Annotated in this window: 21 protein-coding genes and 2 tRNA genes; 2 read left to right on the forward strand and 21 right to left on the reverse strand. The window is 41.8% G+C overall.

Annotation, left to right across the window (positions count from 1 at the left end):
* Positions 1–78: 78 nt before the first annotated feature.
* The 21 genes from H9625_RS03125 to H9625_RS03225 all read right to left on the reverse strand — a co-directional run bounded on the left by H9625_RS03125 (position 79) and on the right by H9625_RS03225 (position 21,898).
* The gene (locus H9625_RS03125; protein WP_191762978.1) at positions 79–1,224 is read right to left on the reverse strand and encodes an AbiH family protein; all 1,146 of its coding nucleotides are present in this window, start codon (positions 1,222–1,224) and stop codon (positions 79–81) included.
* Between the two features lie 18 nt (positions 1,225–1,242).
* Positions 1,243–4,392, reverse strand: coding sequence for a type I restriction endonuclease subunit R (locus tag H9625_RS03130; RefSeq protein WP_191762979.1), 3,150 nt, complete (start codon positions 4,390–4,392; stop codon positions 1,243–1,245).
* Between the two features lie 12 nt (positions 4,393–4,404).
* Positions 4,405–5,613 (reverse strand): McrC family protein, encoded by a 1,209-nt coding sequence (locus H9625_RS03135; RefSeq protein ID WP_225226229.1) that lies wholly within the window; start codon positions 5,611–5,613, stop codon positions 4,405–4,407.
* Positions 5,614–5,648: 35 nt separating this feature from the next.
* Positions 5,649–7,943: an AAA family ATPase gene (locus H9625_RS17570; RefSeq protein ID WP_225226231.1), complete on the reverse strand. Its 2,295-nt coding sequence runs from the start codon at positions 7,941–7,943 to the stop codon at positions 5,649–5,651.
* A 30-nt stretch (positions 7,944–7,973) separates the two neighbouring features.
* Entirely contained in the window at positions 7,974–8,141 is a 168-nt protein-coding gene (locus H9625_RS03145; RefSeq protein ID WP_191762981.1) for a hypothetical protein, read from the reverse strand.
* 84 nt (positions 8,142–8,225) lie between these two features.
* Complete coding sequence (locus tag H9625_RS03150) at positions 8,226–9,308, reverse strand: LPO_1073/Vpar_1526 family protein (protein WP_191762982.1); 1,083 nt, start codon at positions 9,306–9,308, stop codon at positions 8,226–8,228.
* A 2-nt stretch (positions 9,309–9,310) separates the two neighbouring features.
* Positions 9,311–9,541, reverse strand: a complete 231-nt coding sequence (locus H9625_RS03155; protein WP_191762983.1) for a hypothetical protein — start codon at positions 9,539–9,541, stop codon at positions 9,311–9,313.
* 19 nt (positions 9,542–9,560) lie between these two features.
* On the reverse strand, positions 9,561–10,727 hold the full coding sequence (locus H9625_RS03160) for a restriction endonuclease subunit S (protein WP_191762984.1): 1,167 nt from the start codon (positions 10,725–10,727) through the stop codon (positions 9,561–9,563).
* A complete protein-coding gene (locus H9625_RS03165; RefSeq protein WP_191762985.1) occupies positions 10,724–11,812 on the reverse strand; it encodes a PDDEXK nuclease domain-containing protein in 1,089 nt (362 codons plus the stop codon). Before H9625_RS03165 ends, H9625_RS03160 begins: the two co-directional genes overlap by 4 nt.
* Before the next feature lie 3 nt (positions 11,813–11,815).
* Entirely contained in the window at positions 11,816–13,675 is a 1,860-nt protein-coding gene (locus tag H9625_RS03170) for a type I restriction-modification system subunit M (RefSeq protein ID WP_191762986.1), read from the reverse strand.
* A gap of 12 nt (positions 13,676–13,687) precedes the next feature.
* Complete coding sequence (locus tag H9625_RS03175) at positions 13,688–13,897, reverse strand: helix-turn-helix transcriptional regulator (RefSeq protein ID WP_044064576.1); 210 nt, start codon at positions 13,895–13,897, stop codon at positions 13,688–13,690.
* A gap of 299 nt (positions 13,898–14,196) precedes the next feature.
* A tRNA-Met gene (locus tag H9625_RS03180) sits at positions 14,197–14,302 on the reverse strand.
* A gap of 398 nt (positions 14,303–14,700) precedes the next feature.
* Positions 14,701–15,297, reverse strand: a complete 597-nt coding sequence (locus H9625_RS03185; RefSeq protein ID WP_087396088.1) for a zeta toxin family protein — start codon at positions 15,295–15,297, stop codon at positions 14,701–14,703.
* A 2-nt stretch (positions 15,298–15,299) separates the two neighbouring features.
* Positions 15,300–15,581 (reverse strand): xenobiotic reductase B, encoded by a 282-nt coding sequence (locus H9625_RS03190; protein WP_087211849.1) that lies wholly within the window; start codon positions 15,579–15,581, stop codon positions 15,300–15,302.
* A 378-nt stretch (positions 15,582–15,959) separates the two neighbouring features.
* Complete coding sequence (locus H9625_RS03195; RefSeq protein WP_225226232.1) at positions 15,960–16,307, reverse strand: hypothetical protein; 348 nt, start codon at positions 16,305–16,307, stop codon at positions 15,960–15,962.
* Between the two features lie 34 nt (positions 16,308–16,341).
* Complete coding sequence (locus H9625_RS03200; RefSeq protein WP_143269915.1) at positions 16,342–16,629, reverse strand: hypothetical protein; 288 nt, start codon at positions 16,627–16,629, stop codon at positions 16,342–16,344.
* A gap of 92 nt (positions 16,630–16,721) precedes the next feature.
* The gene (locus tag H9625_RS03205; protein WP_191762987.1) at positions 16,722–18,482 is read right to left on the reverse strand and encodes a hypothetical protein; all 1,761 of its coding nucleotides are present in this window, start codon (positions 18,480–18,482) and stop codon (positions 16,722–16,724) included.
* Between the two features lie 68 nt (positions 18,483–18,550).
* Positions 18,551–18,958, reverse strand: a complete 408-nt coding sequence (locus H9625_RS03210) for a hypothetical protein (protein WP_225226234.1) — start codon at positions 18,956–18,958, stop codon at positions 18,551–18,553.
* A gap of 296 nt (positions 18,959–19,254) precedes the next feature.
* Complete coding sequence (locus H9625_RS03215; protein WP_191762988.1) at positions 19,255–20,250, reverse strand: hypothetical protein; 996 nt, start codon at positions 20,248–20,250, stop codon at positions 19,255–19,257.
* A gap of 153 nt (positions 20,251–20,403) precedes the next feature.
* On the reverse strand, positions 20,404–21,672 hold the full coding sequence (locus tag H9625_RS03220) for a phage integrase SAM-like domain-containing protein (protein WP_191762989.1): 1,269 nt from the start codon (positions 21,670–21,672) through the stop codon (positions 20,404–20,406).
* A 152-nt stretch (positions 21,673–21,824) separates the two neighbouring features.
* Positions 21,825–21,898 (reverse strand) — tRNA-Ile (locus H9625_RS03225).
* Positions 21,899–22,057: 159 nt separating this feature from the next.
* Here H9625_RS03225 and H9625_RS03230 point away from each other — a divergent pair.
* Entirely contained in the window at positions 22,058–24,703 is a 2,646-nt protein-coding gene (locus H9625_RS03230) for a calcium-translocating P-type ATPase, PMCA-type (protein ID WP_087249049.1), read from the forward strand.
* Between the two features lie 223 nt (positions 24,704–24,926).
* On the forward strand, positions 24,927–25,847 hold the full coding sequence (gene ribF / locus H9625_RS03235; protein ID WP_191762990.1) for a riboflavin biosynthesis protein RibF: 921 nt from the start codon (positions 24,927–24,929) through the stop codon (positions 25,845–25,847).
* The last annotated feature ends 63 nt before the right edge of the window (positions 25,848–25,910 follow it).

Genomic DNA, 25,910 nt, shown 5'->3' on the forward strand with positions numbered 1-25,910 from the left:
CCACAAACTGGGTTACAGTACGCACCAAACAGCTCAAAAATGTGGGCTAAATTGGGAACATTAAACTGGACACCCTACTTATATGGTTAAACACTGTTCTTTGTTGACAACCCTATCCCTGAACAACTTCATATTGGTGAAGTTACGTGAAATATTCTGCACAAGTTCCAGATAGTTGTCGCTACCATCTTCCCATTTGTGGTAGAAGGGCTTTATTGAAACGCAGTTCTCATGCTCAAATACAGTGTTAAGCAAAGTCCTGTCGGAGTTGCCACAAGAATGCCCCATAATCAGCACTTGGAATGGGGCTGCCATCAGGAAGTCAAGCATCTTATGGTAATTCTTTGTTTCCAGATACTTCACAGACTTGACGTTCTTCAACAACTCATTGTCTTGCTTGTCAAGAATGTCCTGATAGTCCTTGTCAAGTTCATCACCATAGCCAAAGATGATGTGTTCAGGGTGCTCCAACTCTCCATGGATGTAATTGAGGATAAGACCACCATATTGTTCATATTCCTTAACAGTCCCAGTATAATTGAAACACAACAGCATGGTACGTTCTGGGGGCATTCCTGAAAAACGTTCGTCCATATATCGATTATCATCAAAGGAATTGATGTCATATTCTATGACTCCCATTTTCTTTGCCAATGCTTTTCCCTCAATTGATAAATCCTCTATGCAAATGTTTTCTCTTATGGCACTATTAATCGTTTCTATCGTTACAGGGACATCAATTGTCCGAAGGTATTCTACCAGCTTTTCCTGCAAATAAGCCAGCTGCTCATTCAGTTCCTTGACTGAGTAACCTCTGCCTGCATTTCCTGTACACTGCTTCAATAGCTGATAGTAGTCGTTCTCAATATCAACCCAGCCTCTTGTTTCTATTGATTGGAGAATTGTCTCAAAGAATTTAGAATACGTCACAGAAAAATCATCTGTATTTTCCTTTATCGCACTTATAATCTCAGTTGGTGGGTTTTTCCACTCCCTTGTCATCAAATCCCTAAATGGATGAAAGAAGAAGAAATTAGACCAACTAGCACCATCTTTTGTGTTCTTTATCTCCAACTTGCATAAGCAATCTTCCGAGATAGGGGCATGCTCTGTCAAAAGTGCTGACAATCTCTGCTCCCAATACCAGTTTATGAAATCCATATAACTGGTTTTGAGGCCATGAGCCATGTCAAAGCCATTTCCTATGATAACGAGTCGATTCATTTTTGTCCATTCTTTGTTTTATGCCACACCACCATATTTTTGACTAACATAGTTGTAAATGGTATCGCGGTAGTAGTTTATACTTTCTTCGCTATAACTCTCTGGAAGTTCCTGCCACAAAACATCACGTATGGTAATGATAAGAGTAGCACGAGTCGTTGGCTTGTCAAATGGATGATCCATTCCTGCCAACTGTTCCTTTATTTTAGCAAGCAACTCTATGGCTACATCCTTCAGCTTTTTGACTTCGGTCTTTGACAGATTGTCTTTCAATAGGAGGTCATAGAGCGAGAGCTCTTCATCACTCTTGAATCCTTCTCGTACATAACGCTTCTCTTCTTCGCTGAGAGATTGAGACAGATGCATCAACTCTTCGAAGGTTTTCTCTATCGTTGCGCGATTCTGCTCTTGGTTATATGCCTGAATAATCTCTTGGTACTTCTCGTAGAAGTTGATTCTTGATGGATTATCTGCCAGCAGACGGGCCAGACGTTCTTGAAGCAGGTCTTGAATGTCTCTTAGTACGAGGTTCTTGTCTTCACGCTTGGCAAACTCTCTTCGCAATAAATCGAAGTCGATGCCGCTGATGTCAAACCTGCGTCCACCACCATCAGCAACCATCATAGCATTGGAATCTATATCAAGATGCTCATTGACAATATCATTGATTGCTACACTCAGGTCTGTGATGTCCGCGTGCTTACGCTTTTTCTGCAATTCCTTGTAGATGGCTTCCAGAGCATCTTTCTTTTTGCGCATATCTTCGGTTATATCTTCACGATCGAGATATTTCCAAAGTTTGAGCAAGGTAGTCGCAAATGTGCAGAACGACTTACGGGTTTCAATGGTATCACATAGCTGGTTTGCTGCCTTCTTCAGAAGTGACAGCTTCTCAAATGACATTGCATCAATGAGTTCCTGCAATTCAAAACCTTTTTCATGCAGAAACGTTTCCGCTGTCGAAATGATTTCCCAAACATTCTTTATCAGTTCTTCCTTGTTGACTGTAGGGTCGTTGCCGCCGTCTCCGCCATCAGGATTAGCTGTATAGTCAGCCAGTGCCTGGCGGAGTGCTTTCACAATACCTATATAGTCAATCACAAGACCATTCGACTTACCTTCTGCCACACGGTTTGCACGGGCAATGGTCTGCATCAGGGTATGCGCCTTCATGGGTTTGTCAATATAAAGGCATGACAGCGTTTTTACGTCAAAACCTGTCAGCCACATGGCACAGACAAAAACCACACGGAGTTTGCCATCGGCATCCTTGAACTCCTTGTCAAGTTCGCGCTTCTCCATCTTCTCACGATGTGGAGTGATGTCGAGCCTCCATTTCTTGAATGTCTGGATCTCGTTCTGCTCTTGTGATACCACAACAGCCATTTCCGTTTCCTCCATCCATTGCAGTTTGCGCTTTATCTCCTGAACTTCCTGTTGCCATGGATCTTGGTCAATACGTTTGCGTAGAGCCTTTATCTCTTTTTGCCAATACTCCTGTACGTAGTTGTACATCCTCACGCAAGTTACCTTGTTGAAACTTACCATCATGGCCTTACCGCTCGTCCATAAGTCGCTATAGTGACGCACAAAGTCCTGTGCCACTACTCGCAGTCGTTTCTCGGCGGTCAGCAGATGCACCTCCTGAGCAAACTCACGTTCCAGTTTGGCTTGCTGTGATGGATCAAGATTTTCTTCATCAAGACGAGCAGCAATCTCGGCATTTATTTCCGGATTCTTCAGTTCCTGCAACTTCTCCCCGCGATTTTCGTAGTAAAGGGGTACAGTTGCCTTATCCTCAACGGCACGTTTAAAGTCATAGACCGAAACATACTGTCCGAATGTACGAGCTGTGATATTATCATCCCTGAGCAGCGGTGTTCCAGTGAAACCGATACGGTTTGCCGTTGGAAGCATATGCATGAGGTTGTCTGCAAAGACACCATTCTGGGTACGATGGGCTTCATCACTCATCACTATTATGTCATGATCTGGATAGATAGGTTCGGCATCTGCCTTGTTGAACTTCTGTATCAACGAGAATATGAACGAAGGATTGCCTTGCAGTTTCTGTCGAAGGTCATCACCACTATGGGCAATGAACTGCTTGGCTTTCAAACCGCCCAACAGTCCGCAATTCTCGAAGGTATCGCTTATCTGCTTGTTCAATTCGTCGCGGTCGGTCAGTACCACAATCGTAGGTGAGCCTTCAAACTTACGCCTGATTTTCTGAGCAAGGAACACCATCGAATAGCTCTTGCCAGAGCCTTGCGTATGCCAGAACACACCCAGTTTACCTTTCATTTCCTCTCGATGGCGATACATCTCCACGGCTTGATTCACACCGAGGTACTGGTGGTTGCGTGCCAGAATCTTCACCGTCGAACCACCGCTATGGTCGAAGAGAATGAAGTTTTCAAGCAAATCCAGCAGGTTCTCCTTCTTGCAGATGCCACGGAGCATTGTTGGCAATTCGATATTGCCGTGATCCAACTCTGTCAATCGTTTCCACTCATGAAAGAACTCCCACTTGGCACCCACCGTACCCACACGGCTTTCCATGCCATTGCTAAGCATGATCATGGCATTGTGGTGGAACAAATGCGGTATGGTTTCAAGGTAGTCGCGATAGTTGTCGGTATAAGCATTCTGTATGTCCTGGTCATGATTCTTCAGTTCGATGAATATAAGCGGAATACCATTCACGAAGCACACCACATCTGTCCTACGCTTGTGGATAGGTCCCTTTATCCAAAGTTCTCTAACGGCAATAAACTCGTTGTTATCGACATTGGCAAAATCCATGACGCGGGCACGTACCTGTTCTGTCTCGCCATTAGGTTTCAGGCGAGTGACAGGCACACCATCACGCAAATAACCATACTTCTCCTCGTTGATCTGCATCAGCGTCTGCGAGCTCATGTGGCTGGTCATGCGCTCGATGGCTTCCGTCAACTGCTTGTCGGTCATCCAAGGGTTGAGACGTTTCAAAGCCATACGGAGATGGCGCATCAGCACCACCTCGCTTTGAGTCTTACGTCCAAGTGTTCCTTGTTCGCCAAGCACCTCATTGTCGAAAGCATACACAGATTTCCAACCAAGTTCTTGTTCAAGCAACTCGGCTGTCGATTTCTGTATGAGAAGGTCTTCGCTATAGTCTTTTGCCATAATTATAAATATTTACTCCTTTAATGTAGGGACCGATATTGCTATTTTATAGAATAGTGCAAGTCCTCCTACACTCTTCGAACATAGTTTCTTTAATGAAATATTGAGGAACGGGTTATTTTTCTCCCCACCTTCCTCTGGATAGATAACAACACAGGGTACATTTGGCAATGGCGCCTCTTCCGAAACATCTTCATATCCCAAGTATTTCAATATCTTCAAGTCTCTGCTATAACCGCTCAACTGCCTTACAACATCAGTGTCAAGCTTTTGATTCTCATATTTCGGAATATACTTTGTATCGAGAATCGCTTTGAAACTCTGCGAATGATAAAGGAAATCAGGTTTTCCTGTCAGGCTACTATACTGATATGTGATTTTGTTCTGATATGCTTCATAGAGCAATCCATATACATAATGCTCATAGAGCAATGACATATCCAAAACAAAAGGAACGACTTGCTCCTCGGTGGCAGAAACCTTGTTTATGCTGTAGTCAAAATGACGAAGAATCAGTTTTGACAATCTTATAGCCTCAGCATATTCCTTGAATAACTTGTGTGCTTTTATCTGGCTTACCTCTTTCAGGTTTACCTCGTCGCTCACATTCTCGAACAAAGCAAGACTTTTCCTTATTGCGAGGTTAATATTGTCGTACGATCTATGACCATCTCCCATGTTCTGCATCATTCTCCTTACGAAGAGTAATACTTTTTTCAAAAGTCGATTTTCTGGAATATCAGCAGAATACTCATCATACTCGCAATATATACGATCATATCGTTTCTGCAAGATGTTGTTTCTTTCGTTTTTAAGTATGGCGATGTGTCCTTTCACCTTTTTCAGGTTCTCGCTGTGATGAATATAACCTCGTTTCAGAGTCTTTATTCTTCCAATCACTCCAAGGAAATGGAGCATAATAAGCGGGCTTAACACGCCTTTGAGTGATGGAGCGTTGATTGAAGGCTTATCATAGTCGATTGAATAGATTTTAGAGAATGACTCCAAGGCCAAGTTGGAAGAAAAACAAGTCATGAACATTCCAAGAAAGTCAATGTTTTCCATTCCTCGTTTTGCTGTCACTATTAAAGCCTCTTCATTGTCAACCCATTCTGCTCCAATTTTATACGACGCAAAGTAGCCCCATTCATCACTATTCAATGAACGGGTCCAAGAAACCAACGAAAGCTTATCATATTTCTCGTGGCGTTCTACTTTCAACTGTTCGTGTTCTCGGAGCTTATGCATTTCTGTTATTATATGATGTCCTCGCTTTCTGTATTTTCGCTTTTCATTTCAAACGGCTGAAGATTTTTCCAAGCATCAAACGCCTTTTTCTTCTCGTCGTTCTTCACATTGAGAATACCGTCGTTTATGTACTCTGTAATGAGAGGCAACACCTCGTACTCTACCTTTGCCAACAGTTCTTTTTCATTCTTTGCCATGAAGTAACTATGACCCACCATAAGGTCATCAATATCCATGTCGCCAGATAAATGATTTGGATTCTCAATGAATTTCTTTATATCTTTGAATAGTGTAACAGCCTTATTCTTCAAATCCTCATCACCAAGTGCATCATAATGTTTCTCAACTACAGACACATTCGATTTCAATGTTACGAAAGCAAACCTTCTACGCAAAGCATAGTCGAGAGTGCCTGTACTTCGGTCGGTAGTATTCATTGTACCGATGAGGTAGAGATTGCTTGGCACTACAAAATCATCGGTTTCTTCATCATCGAAATTCTTTGAGTATGGTAATTTTACAGTTATAGGGTGAATTGTATTCTCGCCAACTCGTTTATCAGATTCGAGTAGAGTTATCAATTCCCCGAAGATTTTGGACACATTTCCTCGATTTATCTCATCTATAATGAGAACATAGTTCTTCGCCTCTGTCTTTTCCACATTGCTCTTAGTCTCTTTGTTTTTCTCTGAGAACTTCTTTATCTCTTCATAAAGAGGATAATAATAGACAGCATTTCCATGGAATTTTGACTGGCTACCATAAACTGGTTTTATATCTAAATAACTTTTTATATTACCAGATAAAAAATCAGCATAGTCACGAACAAATATTCTCTTTGATAGAGATTGTGTAGACCCATGTTCACCTTGCCCAATAAGAATACTGTTAATCTTTCCACGTGATCTTGAGATACCACGCATCTTCATTTTGCTCTTAGGGTGTAACATGATAGCAGCATCCTCACCATTATCAGCCAACTTTGCCAGTTCTTGTTCTATAAATAAACAATAACTGTCAAAGAGTTCTTCGTAGTTTACTTGTTGAATTGTTTCGGTCGAAGATTGTCTAAGATTTTCCAAAGCATCATTGCATATCTGCTTGAAAATTCCATCATCTATGCGATACTCCATGCCAATCACATTCCCATCTTTATCCTTAACAGGAAATGGTTTTAGGCCTTCTACAAAGTCTTCATATTCCATTGATTGATGGAACGTACAAAATGCAATCTGGTGTTTCTTACGCAACTCCTCATATCGTTCCATCACAGCCTTGTGGTTAGTTAAATCAACATCTGTCACACCGATTACCGATAGTGCAATGGCTGCTGTATTATAGGTTTTTCCTGTACCAGGAGCACCTTGAAGGATGATATTCTTTTTCTGCTGAAGAAGAGGTGCGTATTTGCTGATATCGTTGAGCATAGTTTTATCTGATTCTGATAAAGTTATTGTTTTCTCCATTTCTTCCACCCATTGTCCATACTTGGGAATAATAGTTGGTATACTTAATGCTGAAGCAGGCCAGCGTCCGAGGTGAGTCCACTTGATTTTTCGTACATTGCAGAAATCGTCACGTTTTTCGTCATAGAAATAATCTGAAGTTACGACTCCTCGACCAAGAATTTCGCTCAGACCATTTCTAGCATATACGACATCCCCTACTTGAATTTCACGGCACATATACCACAATGTGCTGACATCGTTTTTTCTGTAACTATCTTTGCCGTTTGGATACGCTTTCTTGAGTGCAGCATCAATAGAATTTTTATCCTCGTATTGAGTAAGATTTCCCACCTCGTCCCAACCGACAAGCATTACTCCCTCTGATTTACACTCTTCCCAATGATCGCAAGATTCTCCTGGAGCGAAAACCCAATACCTGCGTGAATTAATATCTGAATGCGCTAGTATATCTTCTATCGTCATGCCATTTGGAATCCAATACTTCTTGTTGGCAGACGCTTCCTCATACTTTGATAACTCAGCTTGCATAAGGGCATCAAGTCTCTCATCGGCCACTTTCTGATAGTACAGATTGATTCTTTTATCGGTATCAGTGCCATCACCATGATTTTCATCGTGCTTATCTTTGGTGTTATTTAAGTAGCCCACGAATCTGCTTGGAGCAAAACAAATATGACCGTCAATTACCTCAACAACCATATTTTTGCCTCGCTTCAATTTATCAACAGCCCATTGCTTGTAGTCTTCACCGCTCTCGCCATGAAGATATGAGTACAAGGTTTCGATGTTCGAAATGATGTCCTCACGTTTTTCTATGTAATCTGTTCTTTCCATCGGAAATTTAAACTGTTAATTCTTCATTCATCAGCCTTGGGAGTAAGTGACCACGGCTTCCGTCATTTGCTTGTCCATCATCCATGGATTCAGACGTTTCAAGGCCAAGCGAAGATGGCGTGTCAGCACAACCTCGCCCTGTGTCTTGCGTTCAAGTGTCCCTTGTTCGCCAAGTACCTCATTGTCGAAAGCATACACAGACTTCCAACCGAGTTTTTTTCCAAGAGTTCGGCTGACGATTTCTGTATGAGAAGGTCTTCGCTATAGTCCTTTGCCATATAATTATATAAGATCTGGTAATGTGGGGTCTATTCTTTTTGCGTTGGTTTGTGCCAAAACACGCCCCATATATGATACATTAAATGCATAAGGAATCGCATCCCACCAATCCCTTATCTGTTTCAAATTTTCATAAGAATTCCACATATTGACAAAATTACTACTTGCTGCTGTAATAATAGTTTTATCTTTTGTATACAAGCTCCTAATTTGTAAAATAGACTCTTTATATTGGGGCTTTACATTGTCAATATCAGATATATTTAGTCTCACATAACCATCTAAACACTCGTTATCAATAATAACGGAGCTAGAGATATTGTTCATAGCAAGTATTTCATAAGCACGTTTTAATTCATCGGAATCTTTTTTTATTCCAGCACAAGAGTATTCCTGAAACTTTGAAACAAGTAATGGCTCTGATTTTTTTAAGCCTAATGATGACATTCTTAATGCCCCTAACATATCTAAATGATCCATCCAATTCGTTCCTGTTGGCAATTCCAAATACATTAATTTGCCAAACATGTTATTCAGAATATCCAAACCCTCTTTGGCAATACCAGAAACTGGAGAATAGAATTGAAAGGCGCAAACAATAGTTAAAGCACAAAGTGCATCATTGTCAATTTCATCTACAATTTTAATTGCATGACTAATGCCGGCATCTATTTTCTTATCTTCGCCTTTTAAGACATGGCAAGCTAACAATTCTGACAGCATACATAAATCATCATGTCGATCAGATTTCGCAGCAGTTACTTGGGCATCACCCAATAAGAATTCAAATTTGGGATCCATGAATTTTTCTAAAGCCCCCTCTATTTTTTCGAGTCTTGGGAACAATTCACAGCCAAACGCATTTATTCTGTCATTAACTGTTGTAGTTGCTATTTCTGCATAATTCTTAGCAGAAAGAGCATACATCTGGTTATATACGGTAGTCGCTACAGAAACCATCTCAGAAGGTGAAGCTCCAAAATATTGAGTAACTTGAGTAGAATAATTATTATTCTGACTCTCTATTTGATATTGTATGGCATTATCACCTGCCGTTTGTGTCTGCTCTTTTTTAGAAATATCCATAATTAACCGATTTGAATCTGTTCTGAGTTATCACCAGCCTCTTGTTTTTGGGATGTATTTTTTTCATGAGAGTTTTTTATCTCTTGCTTCTGTTTTGCATTATTTCCTGCCTTTTGCTTTTGATAAATTTTCCCATTTTTATAGAACCTGTATCCTATGCCAGTGGCAAGTAGGCCAACGAGAAGACTAACAAGTTCAGTTCCCCACCCATCGAAAATTGTATTTAAATCCATATTTCTTTTCGTTTTAAAATTATACTTCTATTTCGCCGCTCATCAACTTCGGAAGCAAGCGGTCGCGAGCCTCGGTGAGAAGATGGATTTGCTTATATGCCAGTGCTATCTTACTAAAATAGCATGTAGTAATGCCACAATACCTAACTATCAAATCTTTTATGGGTACAATGTACTTGAGAGATGATATTGAATTGAGTGTCAATTGTGGTTGCGCAGCACCTGTGCAAATCGCAACGAAATCTAACACTTTAAATGATTCAAAAATAAAAGGCAATTTTAGATACCCATATTTGGCACACGGTTCTACTATGAATGAATTGTTTGTCACATATGTTTCATCTTCTATCGTTCGGTGAACAAATCCGGCATTACCACGACTTCCTATTAGTACCTTGGGCTCAAAACAATTTGCTTTTGTATATCTGCCAATTTGTTTGCTTGCTCCATAAACGGGTATAGGACCATCTTCCACAAAATCTTTTGTCGGCAAAATTTTTCCATACTTGAAGTCAAAAACCTCCGATATAGATTTTTCCTCCCACCCCTCTGGCACACCATCGACAATCTTGGTGTTTTCGTGTCCGGGGAAACGGAGGTCAACGAACCATTCCTTATAGAGTCGCTGGGCTGCCTCTTCATGCAACTTTATCTGCTTCTGATAATTCTCTATTAGTGAGTCGTAGCGAGATAGTATAGAGGCGATGCGGTGCTGGATTTCCATTGGTGGTAATTCCACCTCCATGTTAAGCAAATCGTTATTTGCAAGACTTGCTCTGGTTGTCATGCTTGAGAATGCCATGAACTGACCACGAAACTTAGGTGTACGTAAATAGTAACCAATGTAGCGTGGGTTAACCCTATCTGTTATTGGACGAAGTCTTTTGGTGAAACCATTATATGTCGCGTTTGGATAATCTCTCAGTGCAACAGAACTCATTCCAAGTTCATCCATTGTTTCGCTTGTACGAGTAATGAAGACATCACCTGCTTTTATCGAACATGATTCACGTTCTTTATCAGTCGTTTGTACAAGAGATTCTAACTGCTTAGGCAAGAACCAATTGTTAAATACGTTGGAAAAAGTAAGGAATGGAAAACCTGCTCCAAAGAACTGTCGTCCCTTGGATAAACCGTTGTGAACCTCATAAAGCTCACCTAATTTGACTTTCTTCCACTCGTTCATACCTCATCCTCCTTTCTTTCATGCCCCCATTTAGCTTTTGCGACTTCAAGGGACTTTTGTATCTGTTGAACGAGAATGTCACGCGGAGGTAATTCTGTCATATACTGAGCGACCTCTATTCCTGATTTGTCGAGTTGGAGAAGTTCAATCTGTTCCTCACTACCTTCGGTACAGAGTAAAAGACCAAGTGGTGTTTCTTCCCCTGGCTCCATTTCATTTTGTTCAAGCCAACGTAGATAGAGCTCCATCTGACCTTTGTATTGAGCTTTGAAACGACCGAGCTTCAGATCAATGGCAATAAGGCGATGTAGCTTGCGGTGATAGAATAGCAGGTCAAGATAGAAATCCTCTCCGTCAATAATCATACGCTTTTGACGCTCAGCAAAACAGAACCCATTTCCAAGTTCAAGAATGAACTGTTCCAGATGTGCGACAAGACTATCTTCCAAGTCCTTCTCGCTATACAAGCCTTTTAGCCCAGTAAATTCAAGGAAATAAGGACTTTTGAATACTACATCAGGAGAAACTACTTTATTATCTCTGACATTGGCAAGTTCCTGCTTTACAACGTCCTCTGGCTTTGACGACAATGCTGTACGTTCGTATAGCATTCCATCAATTTCTTTGCGAAGCTGACGAACGCTCCATCTATTGGCTGATGCCAGCGTGAAATAATAATCACGTTGCAGTTCATCTTTCAATGGCAGTAGCTCCACGAAATGTGACCAGGATAATTGTCGCGACGCTGTCGAGACAATCTGAGAATCGGGAAAAAGGGTTGCGAACTGCATGTGACGATACAAGCTTTTCACATCAAAGCCTTTGTGTCCGTAGATATTCTGTAATTGTCGTGACACTGTCGCGACAATCTGCTTTCCATAATCAGCTCGTTCATTACCAAGCACATCACGGTTGATTCGTTCACCTATATGCCAGTACATCATGGTAAGTTCATAGTTGGCAGTAGATGCCACATGGATTCGCGCTTCGTCAATGATTTGGCGAAGGTCAGACATCAAATTTCCGACTACTGCATCCGTTGGTGAAATATCGGTTGGCACTATTGGTTTTATCTCGTTTGCCATGATTTACTTCGTGTTAAGAGTTTCCAATTCCTTCATTATCTCACTCATAAGCACGTTGGCTTCGGCATTGAGTATGGCGAGCTCTGCGTGTATCTCGCTCATACGCTCATGGAAGTCAACCCCATCGTCTTCAACTTCTGCCACTCCTACGTAGGCACCAGGAGTAAGGCTGTAGTTCTTCTCGCTGATTTCGTCGGTGGTAGCAATCTTGCAAAGACCCAATACGTCCTGATACTCGCCATCAAGTCCGAATTTAGAAGTCAGCCAGATGGCTTCATTGACCATATCTTTGGTTTCGAGGGTATAGGCGAGTTCTGCTTCATTGGCTGCAATGATTGCCTTCAATTCATCCTTATCCTTCTTCCCTTTCGTTTTTTTGAGAGTATCTTGCTGTTCTTTGATGTACTTTTTGTATGATGCCTCTTCAGAATCAAGAATACCAAGAGCCTTCTCGAAAGTCATTTCACTATCTTGCCATGCAGTATTATCATGTCTTTCTGCATGTTCGCTAAGAGCATTCCAATACTCTTTGATAAGCGACTTATACTTGTCTTGTTCTCCACGATAGAGGTGAACAATGGCTTGTAGATTCTTCAACTGCCATTCAGACCACTCATTGAGAGTACGGTCAACGACGGTGTAATAGTTTCGAGCATCGATGAAGAGCACACGATTCTTGTTCTCTAGACGCTTCGCCTTATCGAAGAACCACAGCGAGCATGGCAGCGAAAGGGTGTAGAAGAAGTTGTTGCCCACACTAACCATCACATCCACATCGCCCGTCAGGACAAGTTTCTCACGGATGTCACGATCCTTATTGGCACTATCCGTTGCCGATGATGCCATGACGAATCCTGCACGACCATGGTCGTTGAGGTAGGCATAGAAATATGAAATCCAGAGATAGTTGGCATTACCAATCTCTTTTGTCTTAGCATTAACACCTGGCAAGCCGAATGGCAAACGACCGGCAGCAGATGCTGATTCCGCCTTCACCTTATCAACATTGAATGGAGGATTGGCCATCACGTAGTTACACTTGCCTGCCAAGTTGTGTGCATCATGATAGAAAGAGTTGGCCTCGTCGCCGCTGATGATACGGCCGTTCAACCCATGAACCGCCATGTTCATCAGACATAGCTGGGCGTTGTACTCCACCTTCTCCTGACCGTAGAAGGTCATCTGCGTATTGGCATTCATGCCACCTGCATTCACAAAGTCGCCAGTCTGCACGAACATACCTCCCGAACCACAAGCAGGATCAAGCATTATGCCCTGTTTTGGTTCCAGTACATTTACAAGCATCTTTACCAAAGACTTTGGAGTGAAAAACACGCCATCGTCTGATGCCACAGCCTTGGCAAACTTCGAGAGGAAGTATTCATAGATGCGGCCAATCACATCGCCACCAATCTCGTCCAGCGTCTTATTGTTGAAAATGCGAAGCAGTTCACGCAACAGCTCATCGCTGAACATCGTATATGACTTTGGCAGAATACCGGTCAATTGTTCGCTCTGTCCTTCAACCAATGTCATGGCATGGTTTACCGCCTCGCCCAAAGGCTGGTTGTCCGGGAGATTGACCAAATAGTCAAACTGAGCCTCACGAGGAAGGTAAAGCGCACTTTTAGCAGCAAAGTCACTTGGTTCAACAGGCATCACACGACCGCCACGACTTGGGCGATTCTTTAGCAGTTCTGCTTCAACCATCTTAAAACGGCTATAGGCGTATCTTAGAAACAGCAATGCCAAAACTGGCATACAGTATTGGCTCGATGTAAGTTTACTTCCAGCACGAAGCAAGTCTGCCGACTCCCAAAGGTCAGCTTCCAGTTTGCGGATATTTATCTTGTTGTCTGCCATTTGATCTCTGCTTTAAGGTCGTTCATTGCTTACAAGGTCGCTCATTTTGACCTGTAGAATTTCTGCAATCTTTTTGATAGTCTCTAATGATGGCTGTGCTTTGTTGGTACACCACTTGCTAATAGTCGCAGGATCTTTTTCCATTTGTTCTGCTAACCATTTTGCCGTTTTGTGCTGTTCAACAAGCACCACTTTCAATCTATTGAGGTCGTTTTTTGCCATTTTGCGAAAATTTTTATGTGGCAAAAATACTAATTATTCATGTAAAACGTGTAATAATAAACAAAAATATTACAAAGCTTGGCAATTTTCTTTGCTATTTAGTTCAATTGAGACTAGAGAGCACAACGTCAACACCAAATATTTTTCGCTTGATAATTGAAATGTCGCTCAATTACTAACCGTTTCGTGAAATTTCAAAAGGTCACGGGAGATGAGTTTTGTCTCGAAAAGGTCACTTGAAGGTCACTAACAAAAGAAAAAAGCACCTACGATTGCTCGTAAGTGCTTGATTTTTAGTGTGGACCAGCTAGGGCTTGAACCTAGGACCTCCAGATTATGAGTCTGTTGCTCTCTTCGGCATAGAAAAGCTGCGCTTTCCTATGCAACCAACTGAGCTACAAGTCCTTTGCACATCATTGCTAACAAGTTAATGAACTCTATTAAGAATGAATTAGTCAACAATCAGTCAACATTCGTTCTTGTTGCAAAGATAGTCATTCTTATGGGTTTATGCAATGATAAAGGCTATATTTAGTAAGTTGTTTGCAACTATTCCTATATTGAGAGATAGTATAGTTTTTATGATAAGGTATTTGTTCCGGTAGGTGATTCCTGCTTTTATATCAGTATTCCCGTTTTGAGAATGTCTGCATAGAGAGGATTGTTAATGTCCTCTGTATGGTTGCCTTTGCTGTATGAGCCATAAAGGTAAAGAGCCTTTAAGGGCAACCGTTCTGCGACTGCCGCTTTATATCGCTGTGCCAATTTTATAGCTTGCTCTTTATCCATAGACAAAACTACCTTTATTTTAGTTTATCAAATGCTTCTGCAAAGAAACGGTTAAACCATTCGTAGCTCTGATTAGTGATTTCGTGTTTAGCTGATTTCTTGATATAGATTGCCACTATTTCTCCATAATTGGAGTTCCCGTCTACAAATGTGATATTGTCAAACAGATGCAGATTTTCTTGTACACGCTTGATTCCCTCATAGAAGTTGTATTCTATGATTTCATTCGCAACATCGTGTCCTCCAAATAACTTTCTCTGCATCACCCTTGTTGTGCTTTCTTCCAAAGACCCTAAGCCGAAATATAAAAGCGAGATTTTATATCCGGCTTCCTTGAACTCCCCAATCATGTTCAAAATAAGGTCGTTGGAGAAGTTTGTTTCAAAAGCGAAGTCTTTATGCTGTGCAATGGCTTCATCTTTTTGCTTCTGCAATTCGCTTGCTACTGTACCACTTATCCAGCGTTCTATCCAATCAGGATGTTCCTTACGCAGATTGAGTGCAAGCAAATCACCATCAAAAGATTTGCAATGCAAATAATAAGGAGACAAACGGCTCTTACCAGCTCCGTTTGCACCTGCTATTACTGTAAATTCAGGACGTGTTTCCATTCCTATTTGTTTAACAGGTAAGCGTATCTGCCTTTCCCCTTGTCTGCAACTCTTGAAATAACCTTGTAGCTTCTTTCCTTACGGTTGAACTCTACCAAATCTTCACTACCGTCAGGATTAGCCAAATAGAAGTTGCCTTGCTTATCCCAAAATGGAATAGAAATGCCTTTTGCCCAGCCCTCCAAGTAAATGTGTTCCACTTCCTTGCGGACATTCTCATTCACTTCCTTGACGGTCTTTCCATTGGAGAGTTGAATGTTTTCTATTTCTGCATATTCGCACATAATAGTCTATGATTTGTTTTGAGCAAAGGTAGTGAATATTGTTGAATTATAGTACAATAAGCCACTGATAAATGCCTTTCAAGTATGATTTTTAGCAAGAGGACTATTTTCTACTCCGTCTTATAAATTGGATTCCGTTCAAAAAAAGTACCAGCTAAAAAGAAACGGCATCCATATTGAATAAATGCCATTTCTTCTTATCAAGTTTTTTAGAAGCCGAAGCCAATAGAAACAGACACACCATGAGGGTAAATATCCGTTTTATTTTGTTCTGACACCCATCCCATTTCATTTGGCTTTATCCAATCATCACAAGGGTTGGCATTGTAGGTATATCCAACTTTTAGAAACACAGATAATCCTTTATAGAAGTTCCAATTAACACCCACTCCCGGATTCATCAAGTAGGCTATATCCGATTTTTGCATCTATGAAGGGAGAAACTTTCTTCTTTAACATGGTGTAGTTAACATCTGCATATATGGGAATGGCAGTATAGCTATCTCCTAAACGTATTCCAGCACCTGCACCCACATAAAGGTATGGGTTAAATTGAAAACCATGTGTTGTGTAAATATCAGTGGTACTAAACAGTCCCATATCATCGGTATGCAGTGTTCTGCCACCCTCAATAGAGCCTTTATAAGTTTGCACATTGCTTGTTGTGGGAGCTATGCTCAATGTAATAAGAGCAAAGAGCAACCCCATAATTCTTAATGTTTTCATCTGTCTTTTGTTTTTATATTAAACGTATATCTTGTTACTCGTTTGTCACTCTTATATATTTCTCAATCTCTCCGCTTACAAGTTCGTCTATGCTGTCTGCATATATCCTTTGCCGTCTAAGTTGCTTTATAAGGCTGTCATTGGATAGTTTGAGTATCTTGAAATGCTGTTCTCCAAAGCCCTTATTATAGATAATCAACAAATCAGGCTTTATCAGGTGGTAGGTAAATTTACCCGTTTCAGGTGGGCAGTCAGCCTTACCGTTCTTGTAAAAACCAAGTGTGTCAAGAACATTAACATAACCATCAGCATATTCCACCATTTTCCATTTGCCAACTATCAAGCTGTCGATAGAAGCATAATTTATAGGTTGCTGTTTGTTTTTGCAACTATAAAAGAATGACAAAGTTATTCCTATAATTCTTCGACTTGGAAGAACTCACGAATCGTCTGTGCTGTAACCGTATCTTTGGGCGATATGTCAAGCATCTTATAAAGTCTGACTAATTCAGCCTTTATATATTTCAATGTATAGCATTTCCCTACTTGAAAGGAGTTCTTCAATAGTTGGACAAACTCAACACCTGTCGTCTTTTCCCGATAGCGTTTCAGTATCATGGCTTCTTTGATTTTCTTCGGTGAGTAATTGTTAATCTCTATCACTTCCTTTCCTACCGTTTCATAGGCTTCCACTATAAAAGGGTCAAGTCTGCGAAGTTCCCTTATGTGCGTTTGGACAATGGGAGAATCCATGTCGTTTTTCAAAGATTCAAGAATCTCCACCAACTTTTTACGGCTTTCCTTTATTGATGTATTCTTGTTCTCCAATGTCAACCGTTCCTTGTCGCCTAATGGATAAAATAGCGAATCGGATATTTCCGCTCTGAAATGGCTTGTCTTTCCATAGAGTGACATGAGCAAGTCAATGTTGTTGTATGAGGACTTAACCAATGCTTCATCCATATAGTTGTCAATGGCAAAATAATCAATCTTGCCGTTTTTCAGCATCTTGTTAAATGGCAATATATCCAACGCTGCCTTAAAAGCGTTTCTTGTTTCCAAAGAGGTTGTACAATCATATATCCGTTTTATCGTCATATATGCTTCTCTACTTGCTTTTAGATATTCTACTATGCCGGACTTTGTTCTAACAGGGTAGCTTTCATTGGTGTTCACGATATGGTGTATGGTGGAAACTCCACCCCTAAACCGTCCGATTGCCTGTACCGCATCCGTGCAAGGGTCTATCATAGTATATTCAGCAAAGTAAGGCTCTGTCACAAAGGCAACATCAGGTTTCTCGTCAAGTTCTATATCCAATGCACTGTAAAAACGGCTTGTAAAGAACATATAAGGCTTCTTGTGCTTGTCGTTCCAATTATCATAAGCTCGGTTGAATCCGCTTCGTTTCAGTTTATCCACGCTCTTTGCGGAACAAAACACCACACTGTCCTCAATGATATTCAGCTTATTCATAAGTTGAAGAATCATGTCTGTGCTGTTGATGAAAAAGCAAATGCTTCTCGGTTCTTCCTGTACCTGTTGAATTTGGGGCAGGGTCACTTTCAACGCTTCAAGCACGTTGTTTGTATGGACTATGTTCATTGCTTTGGTATAATCATAATCGGGCTTGACTTCTACAAGTATAAAATTTTGTTCTTCAAAACGTAGGTCAGAGGGAATAATCGGGGTTGCTGACACCATAGCTTTCCCGTCAAAATGAAAGAAATCGTCTATTGGCAAAGTTATATCCTCCCGATAATCGTTGTCCTTGACAAGTTTGTGGCACTCATCTAACAACATGAAGCACATTGTGTACATATTCAGTTCCAAGTATTCAAAGGCTTGCTTGACCTTGTAGAAACTTTCGGGTGTACATAGTATCTTAATGAGTTTACCATTGGCAATGGTGTCTTCAAGATATGCAATCACATCATCTACCGTGACTTTCTGCATTACCCCGAAAAGGTTGTCTTTCTTGTGTTTCGGGTCTTTACATTTGCCCACAATGGGCGGTTGGTTTAACTCTATAATAATAGAATGGCGTTCAGCCTTGATTTCTGAATAAGTAGCTCCCAATCCTGTAAGCGTCTTACAAAGAATAGTATTTGTTTCAATCGTGTAAATATCAGACAAGCGTTGCCCTTTATTTATTGGTAAGATTATATTTATCATAATTCGAGTGTTTTTTAAGAGAGTGGAGAGCTTTTGGTTGCTCCCCAACTCTCGGTTGGTAATAATGCCTATCTAATCAATCCTCTTTCTCGCAAATAGCTTGTGATTTCCTCGTCACGCTCCATAAAGAAAAGGATAGTTCCGTAACGGAAGTTGGCTACTCCCGTAAGTTTGCCTGTCCTGTCCCGAAATTCAGGGGTAAACTGAATGTTTCCTATTCCGTTTTCCACAAACAGTTTCAACATATCCTTGCGGAACTTGTTAGCGTCTGTTTCTTCGGACTTGGCTACCGCATCGGGCTTCACGTTGAAGTCCTCGGTTTCACCTTTCAATAGATAGTTCATCACCCATGCAAATGCTTCTTGGTTGATTTGATAGGCAAAGTTCTTGGTTGTCTTGCTTTCCACTCTAATTGCTTCATAGCCGTATCGGTCTATGGTGAAGTAGAGGGATAATCTTTCATTGCGATTCATCATCGCTTTTAACTCGGTGTGAGCTGCCGTATTATTATATGACTGCTCAACTTGTAGCATAATGCCAGCAAATGTAAAACTCATGTTGTTCAATTTTGTACTTTTAACTCTTGCGACCTACCCACTTAAAGCTATGCTGCATCTCGCTTTTCGTATCGGATTGCGTTGCAAAGGTCGGTATTATTCTTGGGGAACATTGGTAAGTAATTAAAGCTGTTTTTAGAGAGTTTTTTACTAAACAAAAAGGGTGTGTCTATTCGGACACACCCTCTAAAAATCATATCGAATGAAAAGGCTTGCTAATAATATCTTGATGAATCTGTATTATTGGGAGAGGTCTTATATTGCTTTGCTTTGATTATATCGTCAATCGAATCATATTGCATGAGATAATTTTTTAACGACACGCGAATTCTCTCCCCATCCATATAATCCAAAAAGCTTTCTTTTTCCTTGTACTCAATTAAATTGAGCCTGTTCAACAAGTCTGCGATAATCCTGCCTTGTTTTTTGGTTACAGATTTTTCAGTCTTGGACTTGCAGTTAGGTATATCTTGCAGCAAGTGATAAGTTCCCCACATAAATCTTATTGCGTTCACATTCATTTTAGCCCCAACAGTTTTTCCATAAATGGCATATAATTCCTGCTCGGCTTCTTTTACGCTTTTTACACCAAGATATTTTTCAAGATAACGGTCAAGTGCTTCCTGAAACCACGGTGTCTGCTCGTCTATCTTTATAGGGCTTAAATCACCAAATGATATTCTGCATTGTTTGTGGTATTTCTTGACTTTATCATTCAGACTATCGTTGTGGTGCAAGCCTATGTATAGTTTCAACATATCAGGACGGATGGCATGGATGTATTCTTGATATTCGTAATTCATATCTTCCTGTGTGGATTCCGTTGTTTCCAATTTATTTCTCATTAATAGGGCACAGGCATAGAGCAAGACTTGGTAAACTTCGTCTTTCTCTGTAATTTCAAGTTGGTTTTTCTCGCAGAAATCCTCTATGGTAAGCAAATAGGTATCTGTTGATATTCTCATAGGCAATTCTTCTTTTGCTAACGCTTCAAAATGCGCTTCTGCGTAAGCATTGACATCATAATGCCCTTTTTCATTCATGTATCTTTCTTTGTTGGAAGATTCATCTAACTTTATGCTTGCATAGTTACCAAAAAGTTCTTGTATGTACGGATTGTTTCTATCTATTCCAAACCATTTCTTTAATCGAGGTTCAAGACGTATGAATTCCTCCATTGTGAACAGTAGTCTTAAATAATCTCTTTCCATATTTTATGTTATTCATTATAGGGCAAAGTTACAAATAATCCCGCCTATCGTTCTGATAAACAGGATTATTTTTATTAAAGTAGTGATTTCATCGCTTCATCAATCTGCTCATTGTCAAAGCTGTCAAGATAGATTTGCGTCACTCTTTCAGAACTATTTACCAAACACATATCTCACCACCTTATCATTAGCTTTATTCTCATTCACAAAATCACGCTCTATATAAATATCAGTCACTTTCATAGAATCGTCAATGTGGTTCAAAGCTGCATGAACTACATATTTATCAATGCCGACTTTGTTCAAGGCAATGGTAGCCCAACTATGGCGGGCAGCGTAATATTCCAAATCATCCACTTCTAATATAGCACCAATCTCTTTAAGCCCATAGTTGATGGCTTTGTTGAAGCCTTTTTCATCTGCATAGTATCGATAGAAGTTGAATAACCGCTTACCTGTCTTGTCCTTGTACTTCTCTATTAAAGGCAAAATTATTTGAGGAACATCTACTACCATCTTCGCATTATCCAATCTGCGGTCTTTCGTTTTGGTTCTATAATAGGTGATAATGTTATTCTTTATTTCTGTGGCATTATAAAGGTCTGCTGAATTGATTCCCATTAAACAGAATGAGAGAATAAAGCAATCTTTTGCCAAATTATAGCGGCAAGTGGCTTTATAGCCTTTCTTCATGTCTTTATAAGGCAACTTCCATATCTTCTTTATGATGTCTGTGGATATGGCTCTTTTGCGTGTGGCTTCTTGTTTGGGTATGGCAAAGTCCTCAAAAGGTGAGTGGGGTATCAGAATCAGGTTCTTGTCTTTTTTGTTGTACTTCTTTTTAGCTTCATTAAATAGTTTCTTTATGCTCACCAAATAAAGGGACAAAGAACGGTTAGAGGGAACACGCTTACCTTGTGCTATCAGCTTCTTAGTTCTTGCTTCACGTTCTTTATTTAGAAACGCTTTGAAATTCTCCAAGAAATCAAGGGTTATCAGATTCACGTCCAATTCTTCTTTACCAATGAAGCGGATTAGCGCATTAAGGGCAGAAGTGTAATTGGGTGCTCCTTTGATAGTGGTTGAGGCTATCCATTCACGGCTGAACTTTATAAAGTCAATAGTTTGCTGCTTCTGACGTTCACCGTCCAAATAGTCCATTACTTCATCAAGTGTATAATGGTTTAGTTCAATTTGTAGCTTGGCACACTTCTCCTGATAACTGCGAATCAGGCTATCCACTTCTTGCCTGATAGATGATGTCTGTTTGATTTTCAAGTCTTTAGTTAAGTCTTTGTTGGTGACAAACAAACTCGTTGACAAACGCTTTACTTTCCGGTCAAGGGTAAACCGTAGCTTGACATTGTACGTTCCATCCAACTTCTGTTCTTGCTTCTTGATTTCTGCTTTGATAGTCAGCATCTTGCACATCTTTTAATTAGTCAACAATTAGTCAACAAATGATGTGAAAGGCACAGATAACTGTATGTTTAAGATTGCCACAGGAGCATAAAGAGGGCAAAAAGAAAAGCGTTAACTGCTTGATTTCGTGCAATTAACGCTTTGTTTTCGAGTGGACCAGCCAGGGCTTGAACCTGGGACCTCCAGATTATGAGTCTGTTGCTCTAACCAACTGAGCTACAAGTCCTATTAGAAGTATCCCTTAAAAACTGGTGCAAAAGTAATTGTTTTGACTGACTTTTGCAATACTTAAGCGGTTTTTTTGCAAAAAAAAACTAATCACGAGCAATGCTTCCAATATATATTGTATTTTTGCGGCACTTAAATTAACTAATAAACAGGCATTATGTCACAAAAAACTAATGAACCGCACCTGACTGGATTGTCTGATCAGGAAGTTCTCTCCAGTCGTGAGAAGTATGGAGTCAATCTTCTGACTCCTCCCAAACGACCATCTATGTGGAAACTGTATCTGGAAAAATTCCAAGACCCTGTTATCCGGGTGTTGTTGGTCGCTGCAGTCTTTTCACTTATCATTTCTATTATTGAGAATGAATATGCCGAAACCATTGGCATTTTCTTTGCTATCTTTTTGGCTACAGGCATCGGATTCTATTTCGAATACGATGCGAACAAAAAGTTCGACCTGCTGAATGCAGTGGGCGAAGAAACTCCTGTTACGGTTATCCGAAACGGGAAGGTACACGAGATTCCCCGCAAAGATGTGGTGGTAGGTGATATCGTCATTCTGAACACGGGTGAAGAAGTGCCAGCCGACGGTATCTTGCTGGAAGCCGTATCGCTTCAAGTGAATGAATCGAGTCTGACAGGAGAATTGATGGTAAACAAGACTACAGTGGAAGCTGACTTTGATGAAGAGGCTACCTACCCCTCGAACAGCGTGATGCGCGGTACAACCATTACTGACGGGCATGGCATGATGCGGGTAGAACGTGTGGGCGATGCTACTGAAATCGGTAAAGTAGCGCGCCAGGCTACGGAGCAAAGCCAGGAACAGACTCCGCTGAACATTCAGTTGACCAAACTCGCCGACTTAATCGGGAAAATCGGATTTACGATTGCGGCACTTACCTTTATTATATTTACCTCGAAAGATCTGTATGCTTACTTGCAAGTGAATACAATAAGCGACTGGCATCAATGGCTTGACATCGCCCGCATTGTATTGAAATACTTCATGATGGCGGTTACCTTGATTGTCGTGGCTGTTCCCGAAGGCTTGCCGATGAGTGTTACGCTTAGTCTTGCCTTGAATATGCGCCGGATGTTGAAAACCAATAACCTGGTGCGGAAGATGCATGCTTGCGAAACAATGGGTGCCATTACCGTAATTTGTACGGATAAGACCGGTACACTGACACAGAATCTGATGCAGGTATATGACGCAAAACTGGATGAAAGCCAACCCGACCTGATAGCAGAAGGCATTGCGGCAAACTCTACCGCTTTCCTTGAAGAGAAAGCGGCAGGTGAAAAGCCGTCGGGTGTAGGAAATCCAACTGAAGTGGCACTGCTGCTTTGGCTCAACGGCAAGGGTAAGAATTATGAAACGCTGCGGGCAGGTGCTAAAGTGGTGAACCAACTTACGTTCTCCACCGAACGCAAGTATATGGCTACGCTGGTAGATTCGCCTATCCAGCAAAAGCGGATACTTTACGTGAAAGGTGCACCTGAAATCGTGATGGGAAAATGCAACGTAAGCAAGGAACAGGTAGATGCCAATAATGAGCAGCTGCTTGCTTACCAGAACAAGGCAATGCGTACCTTGGGGCTTGCCTATAAGATAGTGCCCACGGATGCATCGACCGATTGTGCCGAATTGGTAAACGAGGGCGGATTGACCTTCTTGGGCATCTTTGCCATCAGTGACCCGATTCGTCCCGATGTGCCCGATGCCGTAAAGAAATGCCAGTCGGCAGGCATCAGCGTGAAGATTGTGACCGGCGATACACCGGGAACAGCTACCGAGATTGCCCGTCAGATAGGTTTGTGGAAACCCGAAGATACCGAACGCAACCGCATTACGGGCGTGGAGTTTGCCGCTTTGAGCGATGAAGAAGCACTCGACCGTGTACTCGACTTGAAAGTGATGAGCCGTGCCCGCCCGATGGACAAGCAACGATTGGTGCAACTCCTGCAGCAGAAAGGTGCTGTAGTGGCTGTAACAGGCGATGGGACCAACGATGCCCCGGCATTGAACCACGCACAGGTAGGACTTTCGATGGGTACAGGTACATCGGTGGCTAAAGAGGCGAGCGACATCACCTTGCTCGATGATTCCTTCCATAGCATTGCCACCGCCGTGATGTGGGGACGCTCCTTGTATAAGAACATCCAACGCTTCATCGTGTTCCAGCTGACCATCAATGTAGTAGCTTTGCTGAGCGTATTGTTAGGCGCATTCTTCGGCACTTCCCTTCCGCTTACGGTGACGCAGATGCTTTGGGTGAACTTGATTATGGACACCTTCGCCGCCATGGCACTGGCATCTATTTCGCCCAGCATGGACGTGATGAACGAGAAACCTCGTAAACGTACCGACTTCATCATCACGCCGGCGATGCGCAACAACATCTTTGGCGTAGGGTTGGGATTCCTCGTCATCCTGATGGGTATGTTGGCTTATTTCAAGGGATTACCCGAAGGCTTGCTTCCCAACGGCGAAATGAACGTGCACTACCTTACCGTATTCTTCACGGTATTCGTCATGCTCCAGTTCTGGAATCTGTTCAATGCCAGCGTATTCGGAACCAACCATTCCATCTTCCGTGACGCCAGCCACGCATTGGGTATGCTGAGTGTGGCATTGATTATCCTGGTCGGACAGTTCATCATCGTCACCTTCGGCGGCAAAGTGTTCCGCACCGAACCGCTTCCGCTTATGGAATGGCTTTATATCATCGGCGGCACGTCGTTCGTATTATGGATTGGCGAGATTTGGCGAGGCATCAAGCGTTTGTCTAAGAACTGATAAGTAAGTGTGCAAAATTAAATGAATATTACCAGAAACACAGATTTTCGCGGATTAGCGCAGATTATTGTAATTTGCGATTTGACAATTTACTATCTACTATTTGAACTTTAAATCGTACTTCGTAAATCGACAATAGTAAATTAAAAGAATCCGCGAAAATCTGCGTTAATCTGCGTTTCTGAGCCGACACATTATATAAACTAATTCTCAACATCTACTTATGGAAATAATCAGTGCCGAAAGCCCATTTGCGTTTCCGCCTTGCGCAGCCACTATCGGGTGCTTCGACGGCGTGCATCGCGGACATCGATACTTGATAGAGCAAGTGCACCGCGAAGCCCAAGCCAGGGGATTGCAGAGCACGCTGGTTACTTTCCCTGTCCATCCCCGGCAGGTCATGCAAAGCGGTTATTGTCCGCAATGGCTCACTTGCCTTCCTCAGAAAAAAGATTTGTTACAGCAAGAGGATGCCGATTATTGCATCCTTTTGCCGTTTACGCACGAACTGTCACTGCTTTCGGCACGTCAGTTTATGGAACTGCTGCACGTCCGTTTCAACGTGCAGGCACTGGTTATCGGTTACGACCACCGCTTCGGGCACAACCGGAGCGAAGGGTTCGAGGACTATTGCCGCTATGGGAAAGAGTTGAGTATGGAGGTAATCCATGCCCAGGCGTTGGAAGAAGACGGCTTGTCTATCAGCTCCAGCCTCATCCGCAACCTATTGAAAGAAGGTGACGTGGTGCGTGCCAACCGCTATCTGGGCTATCGCTATTACCTCGACGGGCAGGTGGTAAGCGGCTATCAGGTGGGGCGCAAACTGGGTTTCCCTACCGCCAACCTCCAACCGTCCTGCCCCGACAAGCTGGTACCGAAAGAAGGGGTCTATGCCGTTTACGCGTATGTGGAGGGGAAACGCTACGCCGGCATGCTGAACATCGGCAGCCGCCCCACGATAGGCAACGGCACCGAGCGGAGTATCGAGGTGCACCTCATCGGCTTCGAAGGCAACCTGTACCAGCACGCTCTTCGGGTAGAGTTCATGCAATACATCCGTGAGGAACAGAAGTTCGAAGGCATCGGTGCTTTAGTTGCCCAGCTGCAACAAGACAAAGCAACGATTATCCGGCTGTTGGGTTGAAAGTTTGAAACGCAGATTAGCGCAGATTTCCGCAGATTATTCTTTATTTACCACAGAGGACGC

Source organism: Phocaeicola intestinalis, from assembly GCF_014837065.1.
Lineage (GTDB): Bacteria > Bacteroidota > Bacteroidia > Bacteroidales > Bacteroidaceae > Phocaeicola > Phocaeicola intestinalis.